The organism is Nitrospira sp. (genome assembly GCA_024998565.1).
Lineage (GTDB): Bacteria > Nitrospirota > Nitrospiria > Nitrospirales > Nitrospiraceae > Nitrospira_A.
On record JACOEM010000010.1, the window covers coordinates 100,723 to 120,140 of the forward strand.

10 protein-coding genes and 1 pseudogene are annotated in these 19,418 nt (G+C 54.9%); 7 read left to right on the plus strand and 4 right to left on the minus strand.

Annotation, left to right across the window (positions count from 1 at the left end; all coding sequences use genetic code 11):
* The 3 genes from H8K11_15845 to H8K11_15855 all read right to left on the minus strand — a co-directional run bounded on the left by H8K11_15845 (nucleotide 1) and on the right by H8K11_15855 (nucleotide 1,856).
* A complete protein-coding gene (locus H8K11_15845) occupies nucleotides 1-270 on the minus strand; it encodes a hypothetical protein (GenBank protein ID MCS6265225.1) in 270 nt (89 codons plus the stop codon).
* A gap of 248 nt (nucleotides 271-518) precedes the next feature.
* A complete protein-coding gene (locus tag H8K11_15850) occupies nucleotides 519-776 on the minus strand; it encodes a hypothetical protein (protein MCS6265226.1) in 258 nt (85 codons plus the stop codon).
* 138 nt (nucleotides 777-914) lie between these two features.
* Nucleotides 915-1,856 (minus strand): DUF1738 domain-containing protein, encoded by a 942-nt coding sequence (locus H8K11_15855; protein ID MCS6265227.1) that lies wholly within the window; start codon nucleotides 1,854-1,856, stop codon nucleotides 915-917.
* 393 nt (nucleotides 1,857-2,249) lie between these two features.
* Between H8K11_15855 and H8K11_15860 the strand changes: the two are divergent.
* The 7 genes and pseudogenes from H8K11_15860 (at nucleotide 2,250) to H8K11_15890 (ending at nucleotide 16,204) form a co-directional block, all read left to right on the plus strand.
* Nucleotides 2,250-2,429: pseudogene (locus tag H8K11_15860) on the plus strand (hypothetical protein).
* A 74-nt stretch (nucleotides 2,430-2,503) separates the two neighbouring features.
* Nucleotides 2,504-5,713: a DEAD/DEAH box helicase family protein gene (locus tag H8K11_15865; GenBank protein ID MCS6265228.1), complete on the plus strand. Its 3,210-nt coding sequence runs from the start codon at nucleotides 2,504-2,506 to the stop codon at nucleotides 5,711-5,713.
* Nucleotides 5,710-6,468, plus strand: a complete 759-nt coding sequence (locus tag H8K11_15870; protein ID MCS6265229.1) for a DUF4391 domain-containing protein — start codon at nucleotides 5,710-5,712, stop codon at nucleotides 6,466-6,468. Before H8K11_15865 ends, H8K11_15870 begins: the two co-directional genes overlap by 4 nt.
* Before the next feature lie 11 nt (nucleotides 6,469-6,479).
* Nucleotides 6,480-8,372 carry a site-specific DNA-methyltransferase gene (locus H8K11_15875; GenBank protein MCS6265230.1) on the plus strand — a complete coding sequence of 631 codons (1,893 nt, stop codon included), beginning with the start codon at nucleotides 6,480-6,482 and terminating at the stop codon, nucleotides 8,370-8,372.
* A gap of 11 nt (nucleotides 8,373-8,383) precedes the next feature.
* Complete coding sequence (locus H8K11_15880; protein MCS6265231.1) at nucleotides 8,384-11,353, plus strand: DEAD/DEAH box helicase family protein; 2,970 nt, start codon at nucleotides 8,384-8,386, stop codon at nucleotides 11,351-11,353.
* A gap of 45 nt (nucleotides 11,354-11,398) precedes the next feature.
* Nucleotides 11,399-12,673: a DNA repair exonuclease gene (locus tag H8K11_15885; protein MCS6265232.1), complete on the plus strand. Its 1,275-nt coding sequence runs from the start codon at nucleotides 11,399-11,401 to the stop codon at nucleotides 12,671-12,673.
* Nucleotides 12,674-12,676: 3 nt separating this feature from the next.
* Entirely contained in the window at nucleotides 12,677-16,204 is a 3,528-nt protein-coding gene (locus H8K11_15890) for an AAA family ATPase (protein MCS6265233.1), read from the plus strand.
* Here the strand turns inward: H8K11_15890 and H8K11_15895 are convergent.
* Entirely contained in the window at nucleotides 16,190-18,355 is a 2,166-nt protein-coding gene (locus H8K11_15895) for a phage infection protein (GenBank protein ID MCS6265234.1), read from the minus strand. The genes H8K11_15890 and H8K11_15895 overlap by 15 nt on opposite strands.
* Nucleotides 18,356-19,418 lie beyond the last annotated feature (1,063 nt).

A 19,418-nucleotide genomic window follows, 5' to 3' on the forward strand; every position in this document is an offset into this window, starting at 1 on the left:
CTACTGAGGTCCTTCCTTAGCGGCAGAAAGGTCAATGTTGGCGCATCGCCGGGCTTCAGCCAGGATCTCAGCGGCCTTGGCCTGATCGACCGCGGCATATCGGACGATGGTTTCCGTGAGGCGAATCAGGTACTGCAGGGTTCGGTCCTGCCTGAGCCCTCCGAGCCCACGCTGAAGCACGATACGGAGGGTGGCAGAGGGCGTCAGCTGGTCCTGTTTCGCCAGGGCCTGGATCTCCGCATGAAGCAGGGCCGGAATTCTGACGACCACGGTTCTCCTAGCGAGACCGTTCCTGGCCCGAAGGTCTGCCCAGCTCGTTGCGCCCTTCACTCTGCTCGACTGTAACTGACGTTGCTCAACGGCCATTGAGTTCTCCCTGTGTGAAGCAGGTAGAGGTGGTAACACCGACAATTCTGTTACAGCCTGCAGGACCATCGCGCAGACCGTTCAAGTTATCAGGGGCTTGCCGTGTAACAACCACAAGCAATTCCTGTTGCGTCGGGTGTGAAGGAACCAGTCTACGTAGTGCGCGAATCTGCTAATTCCCCCCGAACATGGCCAACACGACCCTCTTGAGCCTGCTCAGCGAACAGGCGCCGCAGCTCTCGATCGCTGATCAGGGCAGCCCCCAGGATTTCCGCAGCCAGCTCGGCCTTTGGTTTCTGGGTGGCCCGTGTCAGGAATTCAAAGAGAGCAGCCGGGTACTCGGTCAGCTTCAATTTGATGACTGATTCCTGAGTGATTCGTTTCTTTTGGGAAAGCCGTAGTACCTTCATGATGATCCTCCTCTTGGTGATGAATGAGCCCGCAACAATCTCTATCTACATATACCCGGCGTTCCGCGGCCTTCAGGCCATATACCAGTCGTGATGTATCGCTAGAGGAAGTTTTCTCGAATGGCTAACTTGCCGCCCTCAGGCGGCCTGCTGCTGCACCGGCGGCTGCAGCCGGTGCAGGAAGTCGGCGGCGCGTTGCGCGTGGGCGGCGGCGCGGAAGATGGCGCGTTTGTCATCCTTCAGGACGGTCAGCCAGTGGGCGATATAGGACGCGTGATCTTCTCGGGGCGTCAAGGACAGTTCGAGGTCGGCGCACAGAAAGGCCGCGCCTAGCTCCGCGACAAGTTCCTCCTCGGCATAGCCTTCGTCGCCCCATGTCTTGCGCCCGAATTCACGGGCGAGGCGCGAGGGATGCTTGGTCCAGTGCGTGGATTCATGGGCGAGGGTGGCATAGTAGCTCTGCGCATCGCAGAAGGCCTCAAACGGCGGCATGCGTATGTAATCAGGCTCTTGAGCATAATAGGCTTGCGTCCCGCCGTGGCGGATGTCGGCCCGCAGGTTGGCGAAGAAGCTTTCCGCGTGTTCGAGCCGCTGTATCGGATTGAAGCGCGGCTCAGGTTTGGCGTAGTAGTGGGCGGGCAGTCCTTCAATCTGCTCGACGTTGAAGACCGTGTAGCCCTTCATGAAGTGGATTTCACGCTCGGTTTCATCGCCGGTCGCATCGTCTGTTTCCTTGCGTGTGATGGAATTGGCATAAACCACGAGCGAGCCTTTCTCCCCCTTGCGCACGTGGGCGTTTAACTCCAAAGCCTGTTTGAACGTCATCCAGATCGGGGCTGCGAAACCGCCGGCCAGGGCTGCGCTCCAGAGCATCAGGATATTGATGCCGGAGTAGGGCGTGCCGTTGTGCCGCAGCGGACGGGTGATCTTGCCGGCCGCATGTTCGGCGTTCCACGGCTTCACCCAGGTTCGAACGCTTTGTTCCAGATCGGCTACGATCCGATCGGTGACGCGGGTGTATACATCCTTCCGCGTGATCCCGTCATGATGATTGTTGTCGTTGCCGGTGCAGGTTTTCATGTTGTCCTCCTTTTTCGAAGTTGATGTTGGCTCTCTCACAAGGCGTGGAGAGCCAACTCAACCCGCAGGGAAAGAGGAGGACGGAGCGGGGGCCGGTGGGCGTGCCGCTGGGGCCGGATAGCACAGTGTCAACCGTGACAGAGCCGCTGTTGCTCTGGCGCGGCCTGTGCGGCCCCGCAGGCTTAAAAACGCCCAGCAGGCGCCTCGCGGGAAAACCTGCATCGGATGGCAACTTAGGAAGGCATGAACTGGCACATAGCCGTCCAGGCCGGTCGGAGGAAGTGGATGAAGAATGACGTTAGTTGTTGAAATAGATGCGATTTCGTGAAAAATGCCGTGCCCTAGATAAATCAAGTGGTGTAATGTGGTGCACATTTGAAAGGTGGAGCTGATATGGCAAAAGCAAAGAGCGAAAAGAAAATAGAAGTTAAGGCGCGAAGAACCCGTGCGACGCGGGCATCTGTGAGCTTCCCAAGCAATGTATACGGAAGTCTCGGAGCGATAGCACGAAGGAAAAAGGTGTCGCTGGCGTGGGTTGTGAGAGACGCTGCAGAAAAGTACATCGCGGAAGAGGCGGATGAGGGAAGGGCGGAACACCTCTCTGATGGAACAGCGCGGCGGACCGAGAGATATTTGCGTGAGTCCCCATGAAACTCATTAAGAACACAGGGAGTGAGCGCGTAATCGGCGAACTACGTGAGGCCCTGGCGCCGCCGTCATCGCTTGACCTGGCGTCTCCTGCGTTTTCGATCTTCGCCTTTGCGGAGTTGCGCGATGTGCTGGAAAAGCTCGACGCTTGCCGCATGGTGCTCCCAGCAACCGATGGGCATGATCTTGGGCTGACCGGATCAGAGACAGACCGTGCTTTTCGAAACCGCCTGCAGCTCAGGTGGCTTGCACGCGAATGTGCCGGGTGGGTCAACAAGAAAGTGGAGCTGCGCGGTGCTCCGGCCCTGTTGCCGCAATCCATCCTCATCGCCGGAAGACCAGGTTCAGAGCTGCATCGTGTGATCACCGGCAACTGTGCGTTCACAACGGAAGGCTTGGGCATTACTCCCGGCAATCAATTCAGTCTGATCCAGTGCTCAGAAAAACCCGAAGAATCGGCCATTCTTGGCTCTTGGTTCACGAGCCTCTGGAATACTCTACCCGCATCTGATCATCAAAAAGCCGCGTTCCTGTCGCGGCTTCAGGAACTCGCCGAACTGAAAGCCCCGTCGCTCATCTATTACGTGACGCTTTCCCACATTTTCAAAGACCTCGGTGACGAACTGGACGAAGAGCGGATCATCAAATCCGCCACCGGCATCCGTAACACGACGGTCTGGAAGAAGCTGTACAAGTTTCAGCGGGATGGTGTCGTCGGAGCTATCGACAAGCTGGAACGGCTAGGGGGCTGCATCATTGCTGACAGCGTGGGTCTGGGGAAGACATTCGAGGCGCTCGCCATCATCAAATACTACGAGCTTCGCAATGACCGCGTGCTGGTATTGGCTCCGAAGCGCTTGCGCGACAACTGGACACTCTATAAGGCCAACGACCGGCGTAACTTCCTCGCCTCCGACCGGTTCAATTACGACGTGTTGAACCACACCGATCTCTCCCGCGATGGAGGCACTTCCGGCGACATCGATCTTTCCCACGTCAATTGGGGCAATTATGACCTGGTGGTCATCGACGAATCCCATAACTTCCGGAACAAGTCCACGCACAATACCCGCGAAACACGTTACGACCGGCTCATGCGGCGGATAATTAAAAATGGCGTGAAGACGCGTGTTCTCATGCTTTCCGCCACGCCCGTGAACAACCGCCTGGCTGATCTCAAGAATCAGATTGCCTTCGTTACCGAGGGAGATGATAGGGCCTTAGACGCACACGGTATTTCCAGCATCGAGACAACGGTGCGACAGGCACAGCTTCAGTTCAACCGTTGGCTTGCCCTAGAGGATACTGAAAGGAAGCCGGCGCATCTCTTGGAGATGCTCGGTTTTGACTATTTCAAATTGCTCGATTTGTTGACCATCGCACGATCCAGGAAACATGTTGAAAAATACTATGGTACCAAGGAAACCGGCCGTTTCCCGGAGCGGCTGAAGCCCTTTAACATCAAGCCGGACGTGGATCTTGCCGGTGAATTTCGTTCCATCCGCGATATCAACAACGAAATCCGGCGGCTTACGCTTGCGGCCTATGCGCCGTTGCGGTATGTGCTGCCACACAAGCAAGCGGCCTATGATGCGAAATATAGCACTCAGATTCGCGGTGGGGAGAGCTTCTTCCGGCAGGTAGACCGTGAAGAAAGCCTTGTTCACCTGCTCCGGGTGAACGTCCTGAAGCGCATGGAGAGTGCGGTTACTTCTTTTGCCCTCACAATCAAACGTCAGCTGGCCGATGTTGAGGCCACCCTGCACAAAATTGAGACCCATGCCGAAGAGGTAGAGGAAATCAACATTGAGGACGTGGACGCAGATGACCCGGCTTTTGAGAGCCTGCTCGTCGGGCGGAAGGTCAAAGTGTTATTGCAGGATGTGGACCGGGTCCGCTGGCGGCAGGATCTTATCGAAGACCGCAATCGGCTTGCGACACTCCTTTCTGCGGCAAAACAGGTGGGCGCGGCGCGTGACGCGAAGCTCCGGGCCCTGCGGGATGTCATCGAGCGCAAGTGCCGGCAGCCGATCAACGGCGGAAACCGGAAGGTCATCGTCTTCACAGCCTTTGCCGACACGGCCCGCTATCTCTATCAAGAGCTTTCTGGATGGGCACAAAAGGAACTGGGTCTCCAGTCGGCGTTTGTAAGCGGTGCTGGTCATAATGAGACGACGCTGCCCAAACTTCGGAAGGACTTCACAAGTATCCTAACGGCGTTCTCACCCCGGTCAAAAGAGCGGCCCGAGGACTTTGCCGGAGAAGGCGAAATCGATCTCCTCATCGCCACCGACTGTATCAGCGAAGGCCAGAACCTGCAGGACTGCGATACCGCCGTAAACTACGACATTCACTGGAACCCTGTGCGGATCATCCAGCGTTTTGGCCGCATCGACCGGATCGGGTCGCTAAATGAGCGCATCCAGCTCATTAACTTCTGGCCGAACATGGAGCTGGAGGAGTACATCAACCTTGAACAGCGCGTCAGCGGACGCATGGTACTGCTCGATATTTCCGCGACCGGCGAGGAGAACGTCATCGAGCATCAATCGGGCGATCAGATGAACGATCTCGAATATCGCCGCAAGCAGCTCCTCAAGCTCCAGGACGCCGTCATCGACCTTGAAGACTTAAGCAGCGGCGTCTCCATCGCCGACCTTACCCTGAATGACTTCCGTGTTGATCTCGCGGGGTTTCTCAAAGAGCACGCAGGGAAACTGGAGAGCTTGCCAATCGGCACGTTTGCCGTCACTAGGGCGCAGAACAGCGGTGAATCGGCAATCCCCCCGGGCGTCATCTTCTGCCTGCGCGCGGTGGGAGAAGCGGCGCTCAAGACCATGGAGCCAGGTTATCCGCTTGCTCCGCACTACGTCGTGCATGTAGGCGACGATGGGGCAGTGTTGTTGCCGTTCACTCAGGCCAAGCAAGTGCTCGATCGCCTGAAGCGGCTTTGCATTGGGTCCGACCTACCCGACGGCGGAGCTTGTGATCGTTTCGATAAGATGACCAAAAACGGTAAAGACATGGGCACCACCCAGGAGTTGCTTGGCAAAGCGGTCGCCTCCATTGTCGGCAAGAAAGAAGAGCGTGCCGTTGCCAGCCTGTTCACGCCGGGTGGCACGCACGCCATGAAAGGTGAATTCCAGGGCATAAACGATTTCGAGGTGGTAGCCTTCTTGGTCGTGCTGCCGGAGGCAACAAGCGAATGAGTTTCACTCCGGTCATCGACGCTCTGGGCCTTCCGCCAGACGCCCGCGTTGATCAGCGGGTGCCCAAAAAGCTCCTAACGGAACATGGCGCACCCACGGCCGCCGACAAGCGCCAGATTCAGGACGGGATTGAGGAATTGCTCTGGGTGGCCGCGCTTAAGCCCACCAACATTGCTGTGCCGGCATTCCGGGACGATGTGCGGGAGTATCTGGAGGTTGCCGTGCTTACAGCCACGATGCGCGCTGGCGCAAAGCCGACACGCCTTATTGAACTGATTCATCGGGCTATTCCCTATCCGGTCGTGCTTTGGACGGAGCAGGGCGGTGCCTTCAGTCTCTCACTGGCACACAAACGGTGGTCACAGGGCGAAGCGGGGGAGGTGGTGCTCGAGGACGTGCACCGGACGGCCCCAATTCACCCAGATAGTCCCACGGCAGAAGAAGCCCAATTCCTTGGCAGCATCGCAGTATCAGGCCTGCCAAACCGCGACCTGTTCGCACTTTATCAGGGCTGGCTGGATCGTTTGGCCGCATTGGAAGCAGCTCAGATCACTGGCACATTTGCTCCGCCGGACTCCGATGGTCGCGCCCAGGCTTTGCGCGACGGCCTCGACGCCCGCGCTCGGCTACAACGCGACCTCGCCGCATTGCGCGCCCAGGCGGAAAAAGAAAAGCAGCTCAATCGCCGTGTGCAACTAAACCTTGAAATCAAACGGCTAGAAGCTAAAGTAGCCGCGACAGAACAAACGCTCTGAGGGACCAAAAGATGAAGAAACTCACCGCCGAAGATATGGAAACGAAATCCCCGAACATCGTCGAGGGCAATACCGAGCGTCTGAAAACCATGTTCCCTGAAGCCTTCACCGAGGGAAAGATCGACTTTGACGTGCTCAAGCAGCTCCTCGGTGGTGCTGTTGACGAGCGAGAGGAGAAATATGGCCTCAATTGGCACGGCAAACGCCGCGCGCGACAGCTTGCCCTTACCCCGTCAGGCGGGACCCTGCGTCCGTGTCCAGAGGACAGCGTGGATTGGGATACCACGCAGAATCTTATGATAGAGGGTGACAACCTCGAAGTCCTGAAACTCCTCCAGAAGTCCTATGCCGGGAAGGTCAAGCTCATCTACATCGACCCGCCCTACAACACAGGCAAGGATTTCGTCTATCCCGATAACTTCCAGGACAACATCAAGAACTATCTGGAACTGACCGGGCAAGTCGAAGGCGGGCACAAGATTAGCAGCAACACCGAGTCCTCCGGCCGCTTCCACACGGAGTGGCTCAACATGATGTACCCACGTTTAAAACTCGCGAGGAATCTGTTGAGAGACACGGGCTTCGTGTTTATCAGTATCGACGACGGTGAGGTTACTAATCTTCGTCGGCTTTGTGACGAAGTGTTCGGAGAGGAGAATTTCGTTGCCCAATTGGTCTGGAAATCACGAGTTAGCGAGGACACACGAGCTAAGACAGGTGTTTCCACTGACCATGAATACATCGTCTGCTACTCGCGCGAGGACGAAGTCGCATTACGTGGGTCCGAGAAGGACACAGAGAAGTTCGCCAATCTAGACAACGATCCGCGCGGACCATGGAGAAGTGCGGACCTGACGGGCCTCGCGTCGAAAGAAGCTCGCCCAAATCTTCATTACGACCTGATCGACCCACAGACAAAGATCAATTACGGGTGTCCACCAAAAGGTTGGCGCTATGAGAAGCCAACGATGCTGAAAAAAATAGCCGAAGGACGAATTCTCTTTCCGGCGAGTACGGACGGTCGCCCGAGACATAAACTCTTCTTGAACGAGATGCGGAGCCTCTACAAAAACATGAGCTCCGTTCTTACTGAGTTCAGTACGGCCGATGGAACGCGAGAAATCAACGTGCTGTTGGGACAAGGGGTTTTCAGCTTTCCAAAGCCAACCGGGTTATTAGCCAGCATCATCGAACAGGCCACGGAATCGGGTGACATCGTTATGGATTTCTTTGCAGGCTCTGGGACAACGGGGCATGCGACATGGCTTCGGAATCTATTTGACGCAAATAACCGTCGGTTTGTATTAGTGCAGCTGCCTGAGCCATTGGACGTAGCAAGGGGTGATCAACGTATTGCCGCTGACTTTTGCGACAACCTAGGCAAACCCCGCTCCATCGCTGAACTGACCAAGGAGCGCTTACGGCGTGCGGCTAAGAAGATTGTGGACGAGAACCCGCTGTATCAGGGCGACCTCGGTTTTCGGGTCTTCAAGCTCGATTCCAGCAACATCCGGGCATGGGAACCGGACCGCGACGACCTGCCAAAAACATTGGAAGAGTCCGCCGAACACCTGAAGACCGGGCGTGGCGAGGCCGATATTCTGTTTGAACTACTCCTGAAGCTCGGTCTCGATCTGACGGTTCCGATTGAAGAAAAGGCCATTGCCGGGAAGATGGTGCACAGCATCGGCGCGGGCACGCTCATGGTCTGCCTTTCTGACAAGATCAGCAGAAACGAAGTTGAACTGCTCGCCCTTGGGATCATCGCCTGGCACAAACAACTGGCTCCAGCGGGCGAGACGAGCGTCGTCTTCCGCGACAGCGCCTTTGCCGACGATGTCGCCAAGACCAACCTTACTGCAATTCTCCAGCAGCACGGGCTAGAGAATGTACGAAGCTTATAAGTGGAAATAGCATGAAATTTCACTTTGAACCTAATCTGGACTACCAGCACACCGCCATCGAGTCGGTGTGCGACCTGTTTCATGGGCAGGAAGTCTGTCGGACCGAGTTTACCGTTACCCGGGATGTGCTGTCTGAACAACAAGCCCTAGCGTTTGCTCAAAATGACCTTGGGATCGGTAATCGTCTGCATCTATTGGACGATGAACTCCTGGCCAACCTCTGCGACATCCAGATCCGCAACGGTCTAAAACCATCCTCTTCATTGGCTTCGGGCGATTTCACCGTGGAGATGGAGACTGGCACGGGCAAGACCTACGTTTATCTGCGAACTCTCTTCGAACTGAACCGGCGGTATGGCTTCACTAAGTTCATCATCGTGGTTCCGTCCGTAGCGATCAAGGAGGGCGTGTACAAGACACTGCAGATTACGGAAGAACACTTCCGAGCTCTCTACGCCAATACGCCTTTCGACTTCTTTCTGTATGACTCCAGCAAACTGGGACAGGTGCGCAACTTTGCCACCAGCCCTCACATCCAGATTATGGTAGTGACGGTGGGAGCTATCAACAAGAAGGACGTGAACAACCTCTACAAGGACAGCGAAAAGACGGGCGGAGAAAAGCCCATCGATCTCATCAAAGCCACCCGGCCTATCTTGATCGTGGACGAGCCACAGAGCGTGGATGGCGGTCTCGAAGGACGCGGCAAAGAAGCGCTTAGCGCTATGAACCCGCTCTGCACGCTTCGCTACTCCGCTACTCACGCCGAAAAGCATCACATGCTCTATCGTCTCGACGCGGTAGACGCCTACGAACGCAAGCTGGTCAAGCAGATCGAAGTGGCATCCCTCGAAGTTGAGGGCGGCCATAACAAGGGCTATGTGAAGCTGATCTCAACAAGTAACAAGAAGGGTACGTTCAGCGCCAAGGTCGAACTCGACGTGCAGCGCGGCACGACCGTGAGCCGTGAGCCGGTCATGGTGCAGCCCGGCGACGACCTTCAACAGGTCACCAAGCGCGCTGTGTATGCCGACTATCTTGTGCAGAGCATTGGCTGTAAAGCCGGCGATGAGTGTATCGAACTGAGTAATCAGGAAACTCCGCTGCGCGTGGGTGAGGCCATCGGCGACGTGGATGGCGATGCCCTCAAGCGGCTTATGATTCGGCGCACCATCGAGGAGCATCTAGACAAGGAACTGCGTTTGCGACCGCAAAGCATCAAGGTGTTGAGCCTGTTCTTCATCGATGCCGTTGAGCATTACCGCAGTTACAGCGCCGACGGCGCCCAGGTAAAGGGCAAATATGCCGTTATGTTCGAGGAGGAGTACCGCAAGGCAGCCGCCAAGCCAAAGTATCGCACCCTCTTTAATGATGTCGACTTGCAGTCCGAGGCCACGGAAGTCCACGACGGCTATTTTTCCATAGATAAGAAGGGATCGTGGACGGACACGGCCGAGAACAATCAAGGTAATCGCGAGAATGCCGAGCGCGCCTACAACCTGATCATGAAGGACAAAGAGAAGCTGCTGGGCTTTGAGACAAAGCTGAAGTTTATCTTCTCCCACTCCGCCTTGCGAGAGGGATGGGATAACCCGAACGTCTTCCAGATTTGCGCCATCCGTGAGATTGGCACTGAGCGTGAGCGCCGCCAGACCATCGGTCGCGGCCTGCGGCTCTGCGTGAACCAGCAGGGCGAACGTCTGCGAGGGTTTGACATTAATACGCTGACGGTTATCGCCACGGAGAGTTACGAGCAGTTCGCGGAGAACCTGCAGAAGGAGATCGAGGCCGACACCGGCATCCGATTCGGCGTCGTTGAGAAGCACCAGTTCGCTGCCATCCCGGTGACTGACGAAGCCGGGCGGACTACATCACTTGGTGTCGCGCAGTCAGAAGCGATCTGGAATCACCTCAGGGAAGCGGGTTACGTAGATGCGAAGGGCAAAGTACAGGACCATTTAAAGAAAGCCCTGAAGGACAGCACGCTGGAGCTTCCAGAGCCGTTTAAAGCACAACTTCAGCAGGTGAAGGATGTTCTCCGGAAACTCGCCGGGAGGCTGGATATCAAGAACGCCGATGAACGGAAACCAATCAAGACCCGGCAGGCGGTGTTGCACAGCGAGGAGTTTCAGGCGCTCTGGAACCGCATCAAGCACAAGACGACGTACCGTGTGCAGTTTGATAACGAAAAGCTAGTAAACGAGTGCGCGAAGGCGATCGGTGAATGTCCGCCTATAACCAAGACCCGTGTTCAGATTCGCAAGGCCGATCTCGCTATCGGCCGAGGCGGCGTTTCGCCAGAGGAAACCGCCGCTGCTGCGCCGATTACAATCGACGAAATAGACATAGAACTGCCTGACCTGCTGACCGATCTTCAAGGCAAGACTCAGCTCACGCGACGCAGTCTTGTGCGCGTTGTGATCGACAGCGGCCGCCTCGATGATTTCAAGCGGAATCCGCAACAATTCATTGAGCTGGCGGCCGAATCCATCAACCGGACGAAGCGTCTCGCCCTGGTCGATGGCATCAAGTATCAGCGCATTGGCGAGGAGCAGTATTATGCCCAGGAACTGTTCGAGAAGGAGGAACTGACTGGCTATCTCAAGAACATCCTGGCCGCGACGAAGTCCGTTCACGAGCATGTCGTTTACGATTCATCAGGTGTTGAACGCACATTTGCCGAGCAACTGGAGAAGAACGAAGCGGTGAAGGTCTATGCGAAACTGCCCGGCTGGTTCAAAGTCCTAACGCCGTTGGGCACCTATAATCCAGACTGGGCCGTGTTGGTTGAAAAGGACGGTGCGGAGCGCCTTTATTTCGTGGTTGAAACCAAGAGCAGCCTCTTCACTGACGACTTACGGGACAAGGAAAGCGCAAAGATCGCTTGTGGCAAGGCCCACTTTAAGGCTCTAGCCGTCGGCGAGAATCCGGCAGAGTTCATTACGGCCAGAAACGTTGACGACTTAATGGCCAAGTGTTAGCGATAAGTATTCATCGATGTGATGGTCATCAAGGGGGCCTGCGTTATGACATCCTTCCGCTTCATTCATGCCGCAGACATTCACCTGGATAGTCCCTTAAGGGGGCTAGCAGGCTATGAGGGGCCTGCTGTTGAGCGCATTTGTTCGGCAACCCGCCTAGCTTTCGACAACCTCATGAACGAGGCGATTGATCAAGAGGTCGGTTTTGTCGTGATCGCCGGCGACCTTTATGACGGCGACTGGCGTGATTATCAAACGGGGCTATTTTTTGCCCGCCAAATGGGTCGTCTCGCAAAAGCAGACATTCCTGCTTTCGTGCTCCACGGCAACCACGATGCAGAAAGCCAAATCACGAAACGACTCACCCTTCCCGCCGGCGTCAATGTGTTCTCCTCACGAAAGCCTGAGACATTCACAATTGAAGACCTTGGCGTAGCGCTTCACGGCCAGAGCTTCCGGCAACGTGATATTACCGACAACCTCGTCCCCGCGTACCCGGAGCCGGTTGCTGGTGTCTTCAACATCGGCGTTCTGCACACTGGCTTAGGCGGCATGGGCGGACATGCTAACTATGCGCCCTGCACGGTCAGTGATCTTGTTGCCAAGGGTTACGATTATTGGGCACTTGGTCATGTTCATCACGGAGAAGTTCTCCATGAGAACCCCCATGTGGTTTTCCCCGGAAATCTGCAGGGTCGGCATATCCGCGAAACAGGTCCTAAGGGCGCATACCTCGTCTCTGTCGAGGATCGCGAAATCGTAGAATTGGAGCCGCTCCACACAGATGTCGTCCGCTGGGCACAGCTCCAGGTCAGTGTCGATGGCTGTGACCGCAATGCTGAAGCACTGGAGCGGGTGCGGCAGGCTGTCGAGCAAGCGATCGACGCTGGTGCCGATGGCCGACTGCTCGCTTGCCGCATTGAGCTTACCGGTCGAACCGAAATCCATGATCATCTGCTGATATCAACCGAGCACCTTCTTGCCGAGGCACGGGCCGCTGCACTTGGGTTCGGTGACACTTCGGCATGGATCGAGCGAGTTGTCATAGCCACTGAGCCCGTGCTCGATCCGACAACGCTCGCCGAACGCGAAGATGCGCTGGGAGAACTTCACCGCATGTTGGGAGATGCCGCTGCCGATCCCGAATTGCTTAGGCAACTGGAAGCAGATGTCAGCGAACTCGTCCGCAAGCTCCCATCCGATGTGCGTACCGACACTGAAGATGCTGCCTTGAAAGCGGCGGTTCAGGCGGATTATCCCGCTCTCATCACGCATGTTCGGGGCTACCTTAATGCGCGTCTTACGGCGAAGGAGGATTGAGGCATGCGGATTCAGCGTCTCGATCTTCTACGTTATGGCCGTTTCACCGATACGCATCTCGCACTTCCGGTGAGCGACTCCGACTTTCACATCGTGTTTGGCCCGAATGAGGCTGGCAAATCGACCGCGCTATCCGCCATAGAGGACTTGCTGTTCGGAATAGCCAGCAACTCGCCCTACAACTTCCTGCACGATTACGGAAGTATGAGAATCGGCGCTGTCTTGGAGAACGGTGGAAAGATTTTGGAGGTTCGGCGCCGCAAGGGAAACAAGGATACGCTGCTAACCGCAAACGAGGTACCCATCACGGGAGGTGCTGGCGCACTGGCTTCGTTTCTTGCTGGAGCCGACCAGTCTTTCTTCACGCGCATGTTTAGCCTCGATCATGAACGCCTGCGCAAGGGTGGCCGCGAAATACTTGAGGCACAGGACGAAGTCGGTCAGATGCTGTTCTCAGCCGGCGCGGGACTCTCCGGGCTGCGTGACCGGCTAAAAGCGCTCACCGAAGAAGCCGACGGCCTGTGGGCCTCGCGGCGGGCAGCGCACAGGAAGTATTACCAAGCGCTGGAACGTCTTGACGGTGCCGAAAAGGCGCTTCGTGAGCACACAGTCACGGCCACCAAGTGGCAGGAGGTGAAGCGTGCATACGACGATGCGCAGGAAGCCTATGCAAGCCTTGAAAAGCAGAACGAAGATATTTCCCGCGAGCAACGTAAGCTGAGCCGCATCCGCCGTGTTTACCGGGATATCCGGAAGATCACGGCACTTGACGAGGAAATTAAAGTCTTAGGCAGGGTCATACCGCTTCCCGAGGATGCGGCTTCGACCCTTGACGTGGCAGAGCGTGAACGGCTCGGCGCGACGACCCGCGTCGAGACTCTTAATGAACAGCTCGAAACCGAACAGAATCAGCGTGAAGCACTGCAATGCAGTGAGGAGCTTCTGATCCGAGAAGACGACATCCAGCAGTTCCATAAGCGCCGAATTGAAGTGCAAAAAGAGAAGACGGATTTGCCTCATCGCCTCGCCGAACTCGCGAGCGCGGAGGAAAATTTGCAGCGGCTAGCTGAGGAACTGGAGTGGAAAGCTGACGACATAGAAACGCTAGTGAAGCATATTCCCCTGCGCCCGAAGGTTACCGTCCTTCGCACGCTCCTCAGCTCCCGAGGAGAGCGAGCGTCCGACACTTCGAATGCAAAGGTCGCGATTGATGAATTGAGAGGTCAAATCGCTGATGTGGAGCAAGAGCTTTACCGCATGGGCGCGCCCGTCGATGTGTCGAAACTCGCTGCCGTGGTCAAAGCTACCCGTGAGAGCGGTGATATTGCCTCACAGGTAAAAGCCGCCGAAACCGAAGCCCGGGAGGCGAAAGCCGCTATTGAGCGCCGCCTCAAGTCTGTCAAGCCGCTGATTAACGACGCGCAGGTATTAGCGTCAACGACGGTGCCTACGCGCGATACGATACAAAATCATCGCGATGACCTGCGCGACGCCGACCAGCGGATACAGGCTTGTCGCGAGCGTATCCGAACCGCCGAGCAAGAGTTGGCAGGACATCGCAAGGCTCATGAGCGGCTTGCACATGATGAGGATGCCGTTGCCCCCAAGGACGTTGTCGACGCGCGCGAATTGCGCAATTCCGGTTGGTCGTTAATCCGGCGGCGCTTCATCGAAGGTGTTTCTGTTCCCGAAGATGAAATCCGCGCGTTTGCAGGCACCGAAGCCGATCTGACCCGCACGTATGAAACTGCCGTCACGGCAGCCGACACTTTGTCAGATCGCCGCTTCGACAACGCGCAGGCGGCAGCTCTGATCGCTGTGACTGTCCGTCAGATCGCCGAGCAGCAAGAATTACTGGAGGGGTTGCGTACGGAAGAAGGTGTGCTTTCCGAGGAAATCCGTGCGTTGGAATCTGCCTGGAAAGTCATGTGGGCCGAAGCTTCGTTCGAACCGCTCGGCCCTGATTTAATGCTGGAGTGGCTTACCTCACGCAATGAAATACTTGAGGCCATCGGGCGGCGAGAGGCGGCCGACCGCCAACTGGAGGCTTTACGCGAAGAAGAGTCGAAAACCAAGGCTCGCATTCTTACCGAATTGATGGCAGTCACCGCTAAACCGAGCGCCCTCGACGACCAACCACTACAAATCGTCATGGAAGCCGCGACCGCTGTTCAGAGCCAGCACGAAAAGGACGCCGCAAACAGGCGCCAATTGGAGGAGCGGCTTCGCAAGATGAAAGTCGATGCTGTCCGTAAGGCCACGGCATTGGAAACGGCAGAAGCGGCGTGGGCCGACTGGCAGACCGAGTGGGCTGCTGCGCTTAAACTCCTCGGCCTTTCTGTTAGCACACAGCCGGAGGCTGCCACCGCTCAGCTTGATGCCATTGACCAGATGCGGGAGATCGCGGTCAAAATTCATCAACTGCAGCACGAGCGTATCGAGAAGATAGAAAGAGATATCAAGGTCTTCACGCAGGATGTCGCTGCCCTCGTGACCGTTGTCGCAACTGATCTTGTGAAACTCAGCCCGGAGGATGCGGTCCTTGAGCTGGAGCGCCGTCTCGAGGCCGCGAAACGAATCCGCGAGCAGCAAAAGAACAAGGATGAGGCCATTTCGGCGCTCAAAAGGAAGATTGATGAATCCGAGGCTTCAGGGCGTGAAGCGCGCGAGACGATTCAATACCTTCAAAAAATAGCCGCTGTGAAAGATATCGATCAACTCAAGGACGCGATTCACAACTCTGACAAGTTGCGAGAACTAGAAAGCGAGCGGTCGAGGGTTATGGCCGCTCTCGTGAAGGAAGGCGATGGACTGTCGCTGGCTGAGTTGAAGACGGAATGCGAAGCCGTGGATATCGATCAGGTGAGCGTCCGCGAGCAGACCCTGGAGCAGGATCTGAAGGAATTACGCGGGCGTTTTACCGAGGCCGCAGAACACCGCACCCTGACTAGAAGCGCTTTCGATGCTATCGGCGGCGATGACGCTGCCGCAGAAGCTGCGGCGGGCAGGCAAGCGGCCCTTGCCGAGATGCGAGATGTGGCTGAGCACTATGTTCGTGTTCGCTCTGCCGCCACACTACTCCAGTGGGCCATCGAGCGCTACCGACGCGAGAAACAGGCTCCACTGCTCAAACGGGCTGGACAAGTATTCGCGACGCTTACCGGTGGTTCTTTCAGCGATCTCCAAGTTGAGTTCGATGAACAAGACCGCGCCCAACTGGCAGGTCTTCGTCCCAACGGCGGGTTAGTCCGTGTTGGCGGGATGAGCACGGGTACAGCCGACCAACTTTATCTGGCGCTGCGCGTGGCCTCGGTCGAGGATTACCTAAACCGGGCGGACGCCCTTCCGTTCGTGGCCGACGACCTGTTCATCAATTTCGATAACGCCCGCGCTGCCGCAGGATTTAAAGTCCTTGGCCAATTGGCTCATAAGACGCAGATTCTTTTTTTCACCCATCACCGGCATTTGGTCGAGATTGCACAGGCGACCCTTGGACAATCGGTAGGGGTCGTCTCGTTAGGAGAGTGCTAGAACCTCGCTGTAGAGCTTTCTTAAGTGCTCGTCCGACATGTCAAGGATCGGCTCATACATGAATGAATTCAGGTGAATATTTTCCGGCGTCATAAGGATTACTTTCTGAATTGTCCCAATAGCAGTAAGTTCTGCCGGGAATTTTTGTTTAAATTTTGTAAGAAGTCGTGGAGTCTGATTTGAATCTAGCGCAGCGACGTAGGGCGAATCATTGATCTTGTTGACCATGAATTCTTCGGCTACGAGGCGTATCGCTATGGCCAATACGATTTTATTTTCAAAATTGATTCCATCCGGAGCGGTGAGGCAGTCATTTGCGTCCTTTCGAATCTGGGAAATTACTGGTGAGGTTCCATCAGGTGACGCTCCTGTGGTAGCAAATAAATGGTTGTAGATGGCATCAAGCTCGCTTTGGGTGATTTGGGCGGAGTCAGCTTTCCAGTGAAGTAACGACGTTAGCTTTATGAAATTGGAATCCAGAGGCCCCCGCGTGAATTCGATCAAGTTCCGAAGGAAAGGGATCGATGCAATCCTCTTCATTGGGGTGTCAAAAAAGCGGAGTTTCCAATCGTTGACAAAGACGTTCTGAATACCGGCTGCTTGATTAAGCGTTATCCCGGAGCTGCTTTTGGATGCCATTAGACAATTTGAATAGCTCACAAATCTGCTTTGAACTGTACGATAGAAATCGAAATTATGCGTGAGGAGAATCAGGTTAAAGTGTGGATCATCGGCAATGTCCTTCAAGTATTGAATGATTGCGTACTTGTTCTTGTAGTCAAATGAGTCAGCAATATCATCAACGATAAGTAGGGTTTCCAGTTTAGCTTTTTTTCGGACTTCGATCTCAAACAGAATGTTCAACACATAAAGGGCCTTTTTTTCACCTTGGCTTAAGACCTTCATCAGAGCCGCCTTCTCTACGGAGGCGTTGTCCGCGCCGTCTTTGAACGTAAACCCCAGCGTGAGCATCGGTTCCTGCCCCAGGATTACTGATACTCTGTTTATTGCCTCCAATCTGAAAGGCACAAAGAAGCGGTCATTGAAAATGTCAATGACATCCTCCCAAAGTGTCCGCTCTTTCGATGCCTGCTGCTCTATCTGCTTTCTTTTGACCTCCGCAGCCTGGTACTTCTCGACCAAGTCTAAGTAAAAAGGGAAGCGAGCCTTGATGTAAGATTTCCAGACTTCTTCCTTAAAGCTCGCGATATTCGCAAGCTTTGCCAGCAACTCCTCATGATTCGCCAGATACCCTTCGAAGTCCCGCACCGCGACATTCTTTTGTATCAGCTTTTCAATCTCAGCGAATTTCTTCTTGAGGTCCTTATCGTTCGAGATACTGTCCTTTTCCTTAGCGATCAAATCCTCAAGCTGTTTCTGGCTGGTGATTTCGAGTTTGGTTTCCGCGTTTAGATTAACCGTATGCCTTGCATCAAAAAACCCGTTATCAGCAAGCTGCTTTGCAATGGTCGCCGCGTTGTAATAATTGAATGTGCCCTTTTTGAAATAGGTAGAAGCGCTGAGAAGCTCGTTGTATTTGGTGATATAGGCTTCGATCGCTGTCTTGAAATCTTTGGTGCTGAGAAAGCTCAGCACTTTGTCGTCGAAAATTATGTCGTATTTGATATCAGCAAACGGGGCATCTTTCTGGGAGAGCAATTCTTCTTTGATGCGGATCAGAGCGCGGTAAAACTGGTCATCACTCGTGGTAAACGTAGATGAGATTTCCTTTTCAATATCCTTCTTAGAGCCTGACTGTTCTTTCAGCCCCTTCAGGAAGACGTCTTTGGCTGCATCGATAGCAATATGTAAATCCTCGTATTCCTTTCGGAGCGCGGGGTTGACCAGCAGGGTGGATGTCTTTTCTGTGTGTCCAAGAACTTCGTCGTAGGGGCGGACCACAAGGACAGCTTCTTTTGGGAGAGCGACGGCGTTCTCATCGGTAATGGATCTTTTGGTAACGCGCGACGGGAAGATTCGATCTTTCGACGCGTTGCCGTCTGTGATGTCTTGAAATGTTTGCGCAAGGGAGGATTTCATTGAGCCATTAGGAGCGTAGATCGCATATGCTTTAGCGGACGAAAAGTCGAATTGAAACTGCAACTTCTTAACGCCATAGCAATTTTCGAGATCAATTTTCAGCTGTTTCATAAGTACGGCCTCAAAATATCGTTATTTATTTTCGGCTTACCCATTGCGCTCTCACGCCCGAGGGTTGTTGCATAGCAGCTCTCGAAGAGCCTGAACATCGGGCATAGTCAGATGTTGCGCGGATGATAGCTGATCAGCGGTTATAGGTACACCCAGAAGTGCTGGGCCGAAGGAAGAGCGCAAATTGTGAAAATCGGACATAGACTGCTTCAATTTGTGCTTTTGATAAAAGCCGAAATTGGGGTGCCAGCTTGTTTCCGGCCGAGAAGCTTCAAAAAACGACATTTTGCGTTCCCAGGGCGAACTAGTACATTTCAAACATATGCACAAATGGCGCCGTGGCTGCGAGCAGTGGTGCTATGTCGCAATCGCGAAGAGGCCTCAACTTCATATAACGCCCCTCGCGCCGTGCATACGCTGCAAATGTGATTCATTTTCTTCCAAAGATTTGACCGCAGTGATGAGTTGGCAGGTTCAAGGAGGCACTGGAGGTAGTCATTTAGGCTGCCCTGTACGTCAGCGTGAAAGCGCTTTACATCGAGGATGTAGCCTTGGCCATTCTTCACCGTTTGCAACATTGCCGGCTGGTTTCGCCGTATCAGCCACATCTTCTTTGCCTCGGCCTGATGCAGAAGTCCGCAGCGGATGTCCCTGTAGAAAGCTTTTTGGGCTTGAGCATTGAAGTCTGATTGGAATCGCGATCCCTCAAGAAACCGTGTGACTAGCTTCTCTGATTGCCCATGCCCGTTCGTGACCCCCCTCCTTAAACTGCTGTATCGTTTCCGCCAAAAGGCTATCAATAGCCAAGACGACGAATCCTGAATGCCTGGATTCCACGCACTCAGTCGCAAAGCAAAGGAACCGGCCTTCCAATCTGTCCTTGACCAAGTGTGCTGCCTTAGGCCAATCCTTAGGAGAACTCGAATCTAAGCCTTGCCAATCGATAGAAGTGTAATTGGGAGAGATTCGTAGAGGGTTTATCCCGCATTGACCTTGTGGAAGATATCCGAGGATGAGAGTCGCCCACCTAAATGTTTAGTTGAGGGGGGGAGAGCTGAGCCGA

Bases quoted from the DNA above. Each gene is read 5' to 3' on its own strand.
- H8K11_15880 (MCS6265231.1), top strand. From the start codon at position 8,384: ATGAAATTTCACTTTGAACCTAATCTGGACTACCAGCACACCGCCATC.
- H8K11_15885 (MCS6265232.1), top strand. From the start codon at position 11,399: ATGACATCCTTCCGCTTCATTCATGCCGCAGACATTCACCTGGATAGT.
- H8K11_15850 (MCS6265226.1), bottom strand. From the start codon at position 776: ATGAAGGTACTACGGCTTTCCCAAAAGAAACGAATCACTCAGGAATCA.
- H8K11_15875 (MCS6265230.1), top strand. From the start codon at position 6,480: ATGAAGAAACTCACCGCCGAAGATATGGAAACGAAATCCCCGAACATC.
- H8K11_15855 (MCS6265227.1), bottom strand. From the start codon at position 1,856: ATGAAAACCTGCACCGGCAACGACAACAATCATCATGACGGGATCACG.
- H8K11_15870 (MCS6265229.1), top strand. From the start codon at position 5,710: ATGAGTTTCACTCCGGTCATCGACGCTCTGGGCCTTCCGCCAGACGCC.
- H8K11_15895 (MCS6265234.1), bottom strand. From the start codon at position 18,355: ATGAAACAGCTGAAAATTGATCTCGAAAATTGCTATGGCGTTAAGAAG.
- H8K11_15865 (MCS6265228.1), top strand. From the start codon at position 2,504: ATGAAACTCATTAAGAACACAGGGAGTGAGCGCGTAATCGGCGAACTA.
- H8K11_15890 (MCS6265233.1), top strand. From the start codon at position 12,677: ATGCGGATTCAGCGTCTCGATCTTCTACGTTATGGCCGTTTCACCGAT.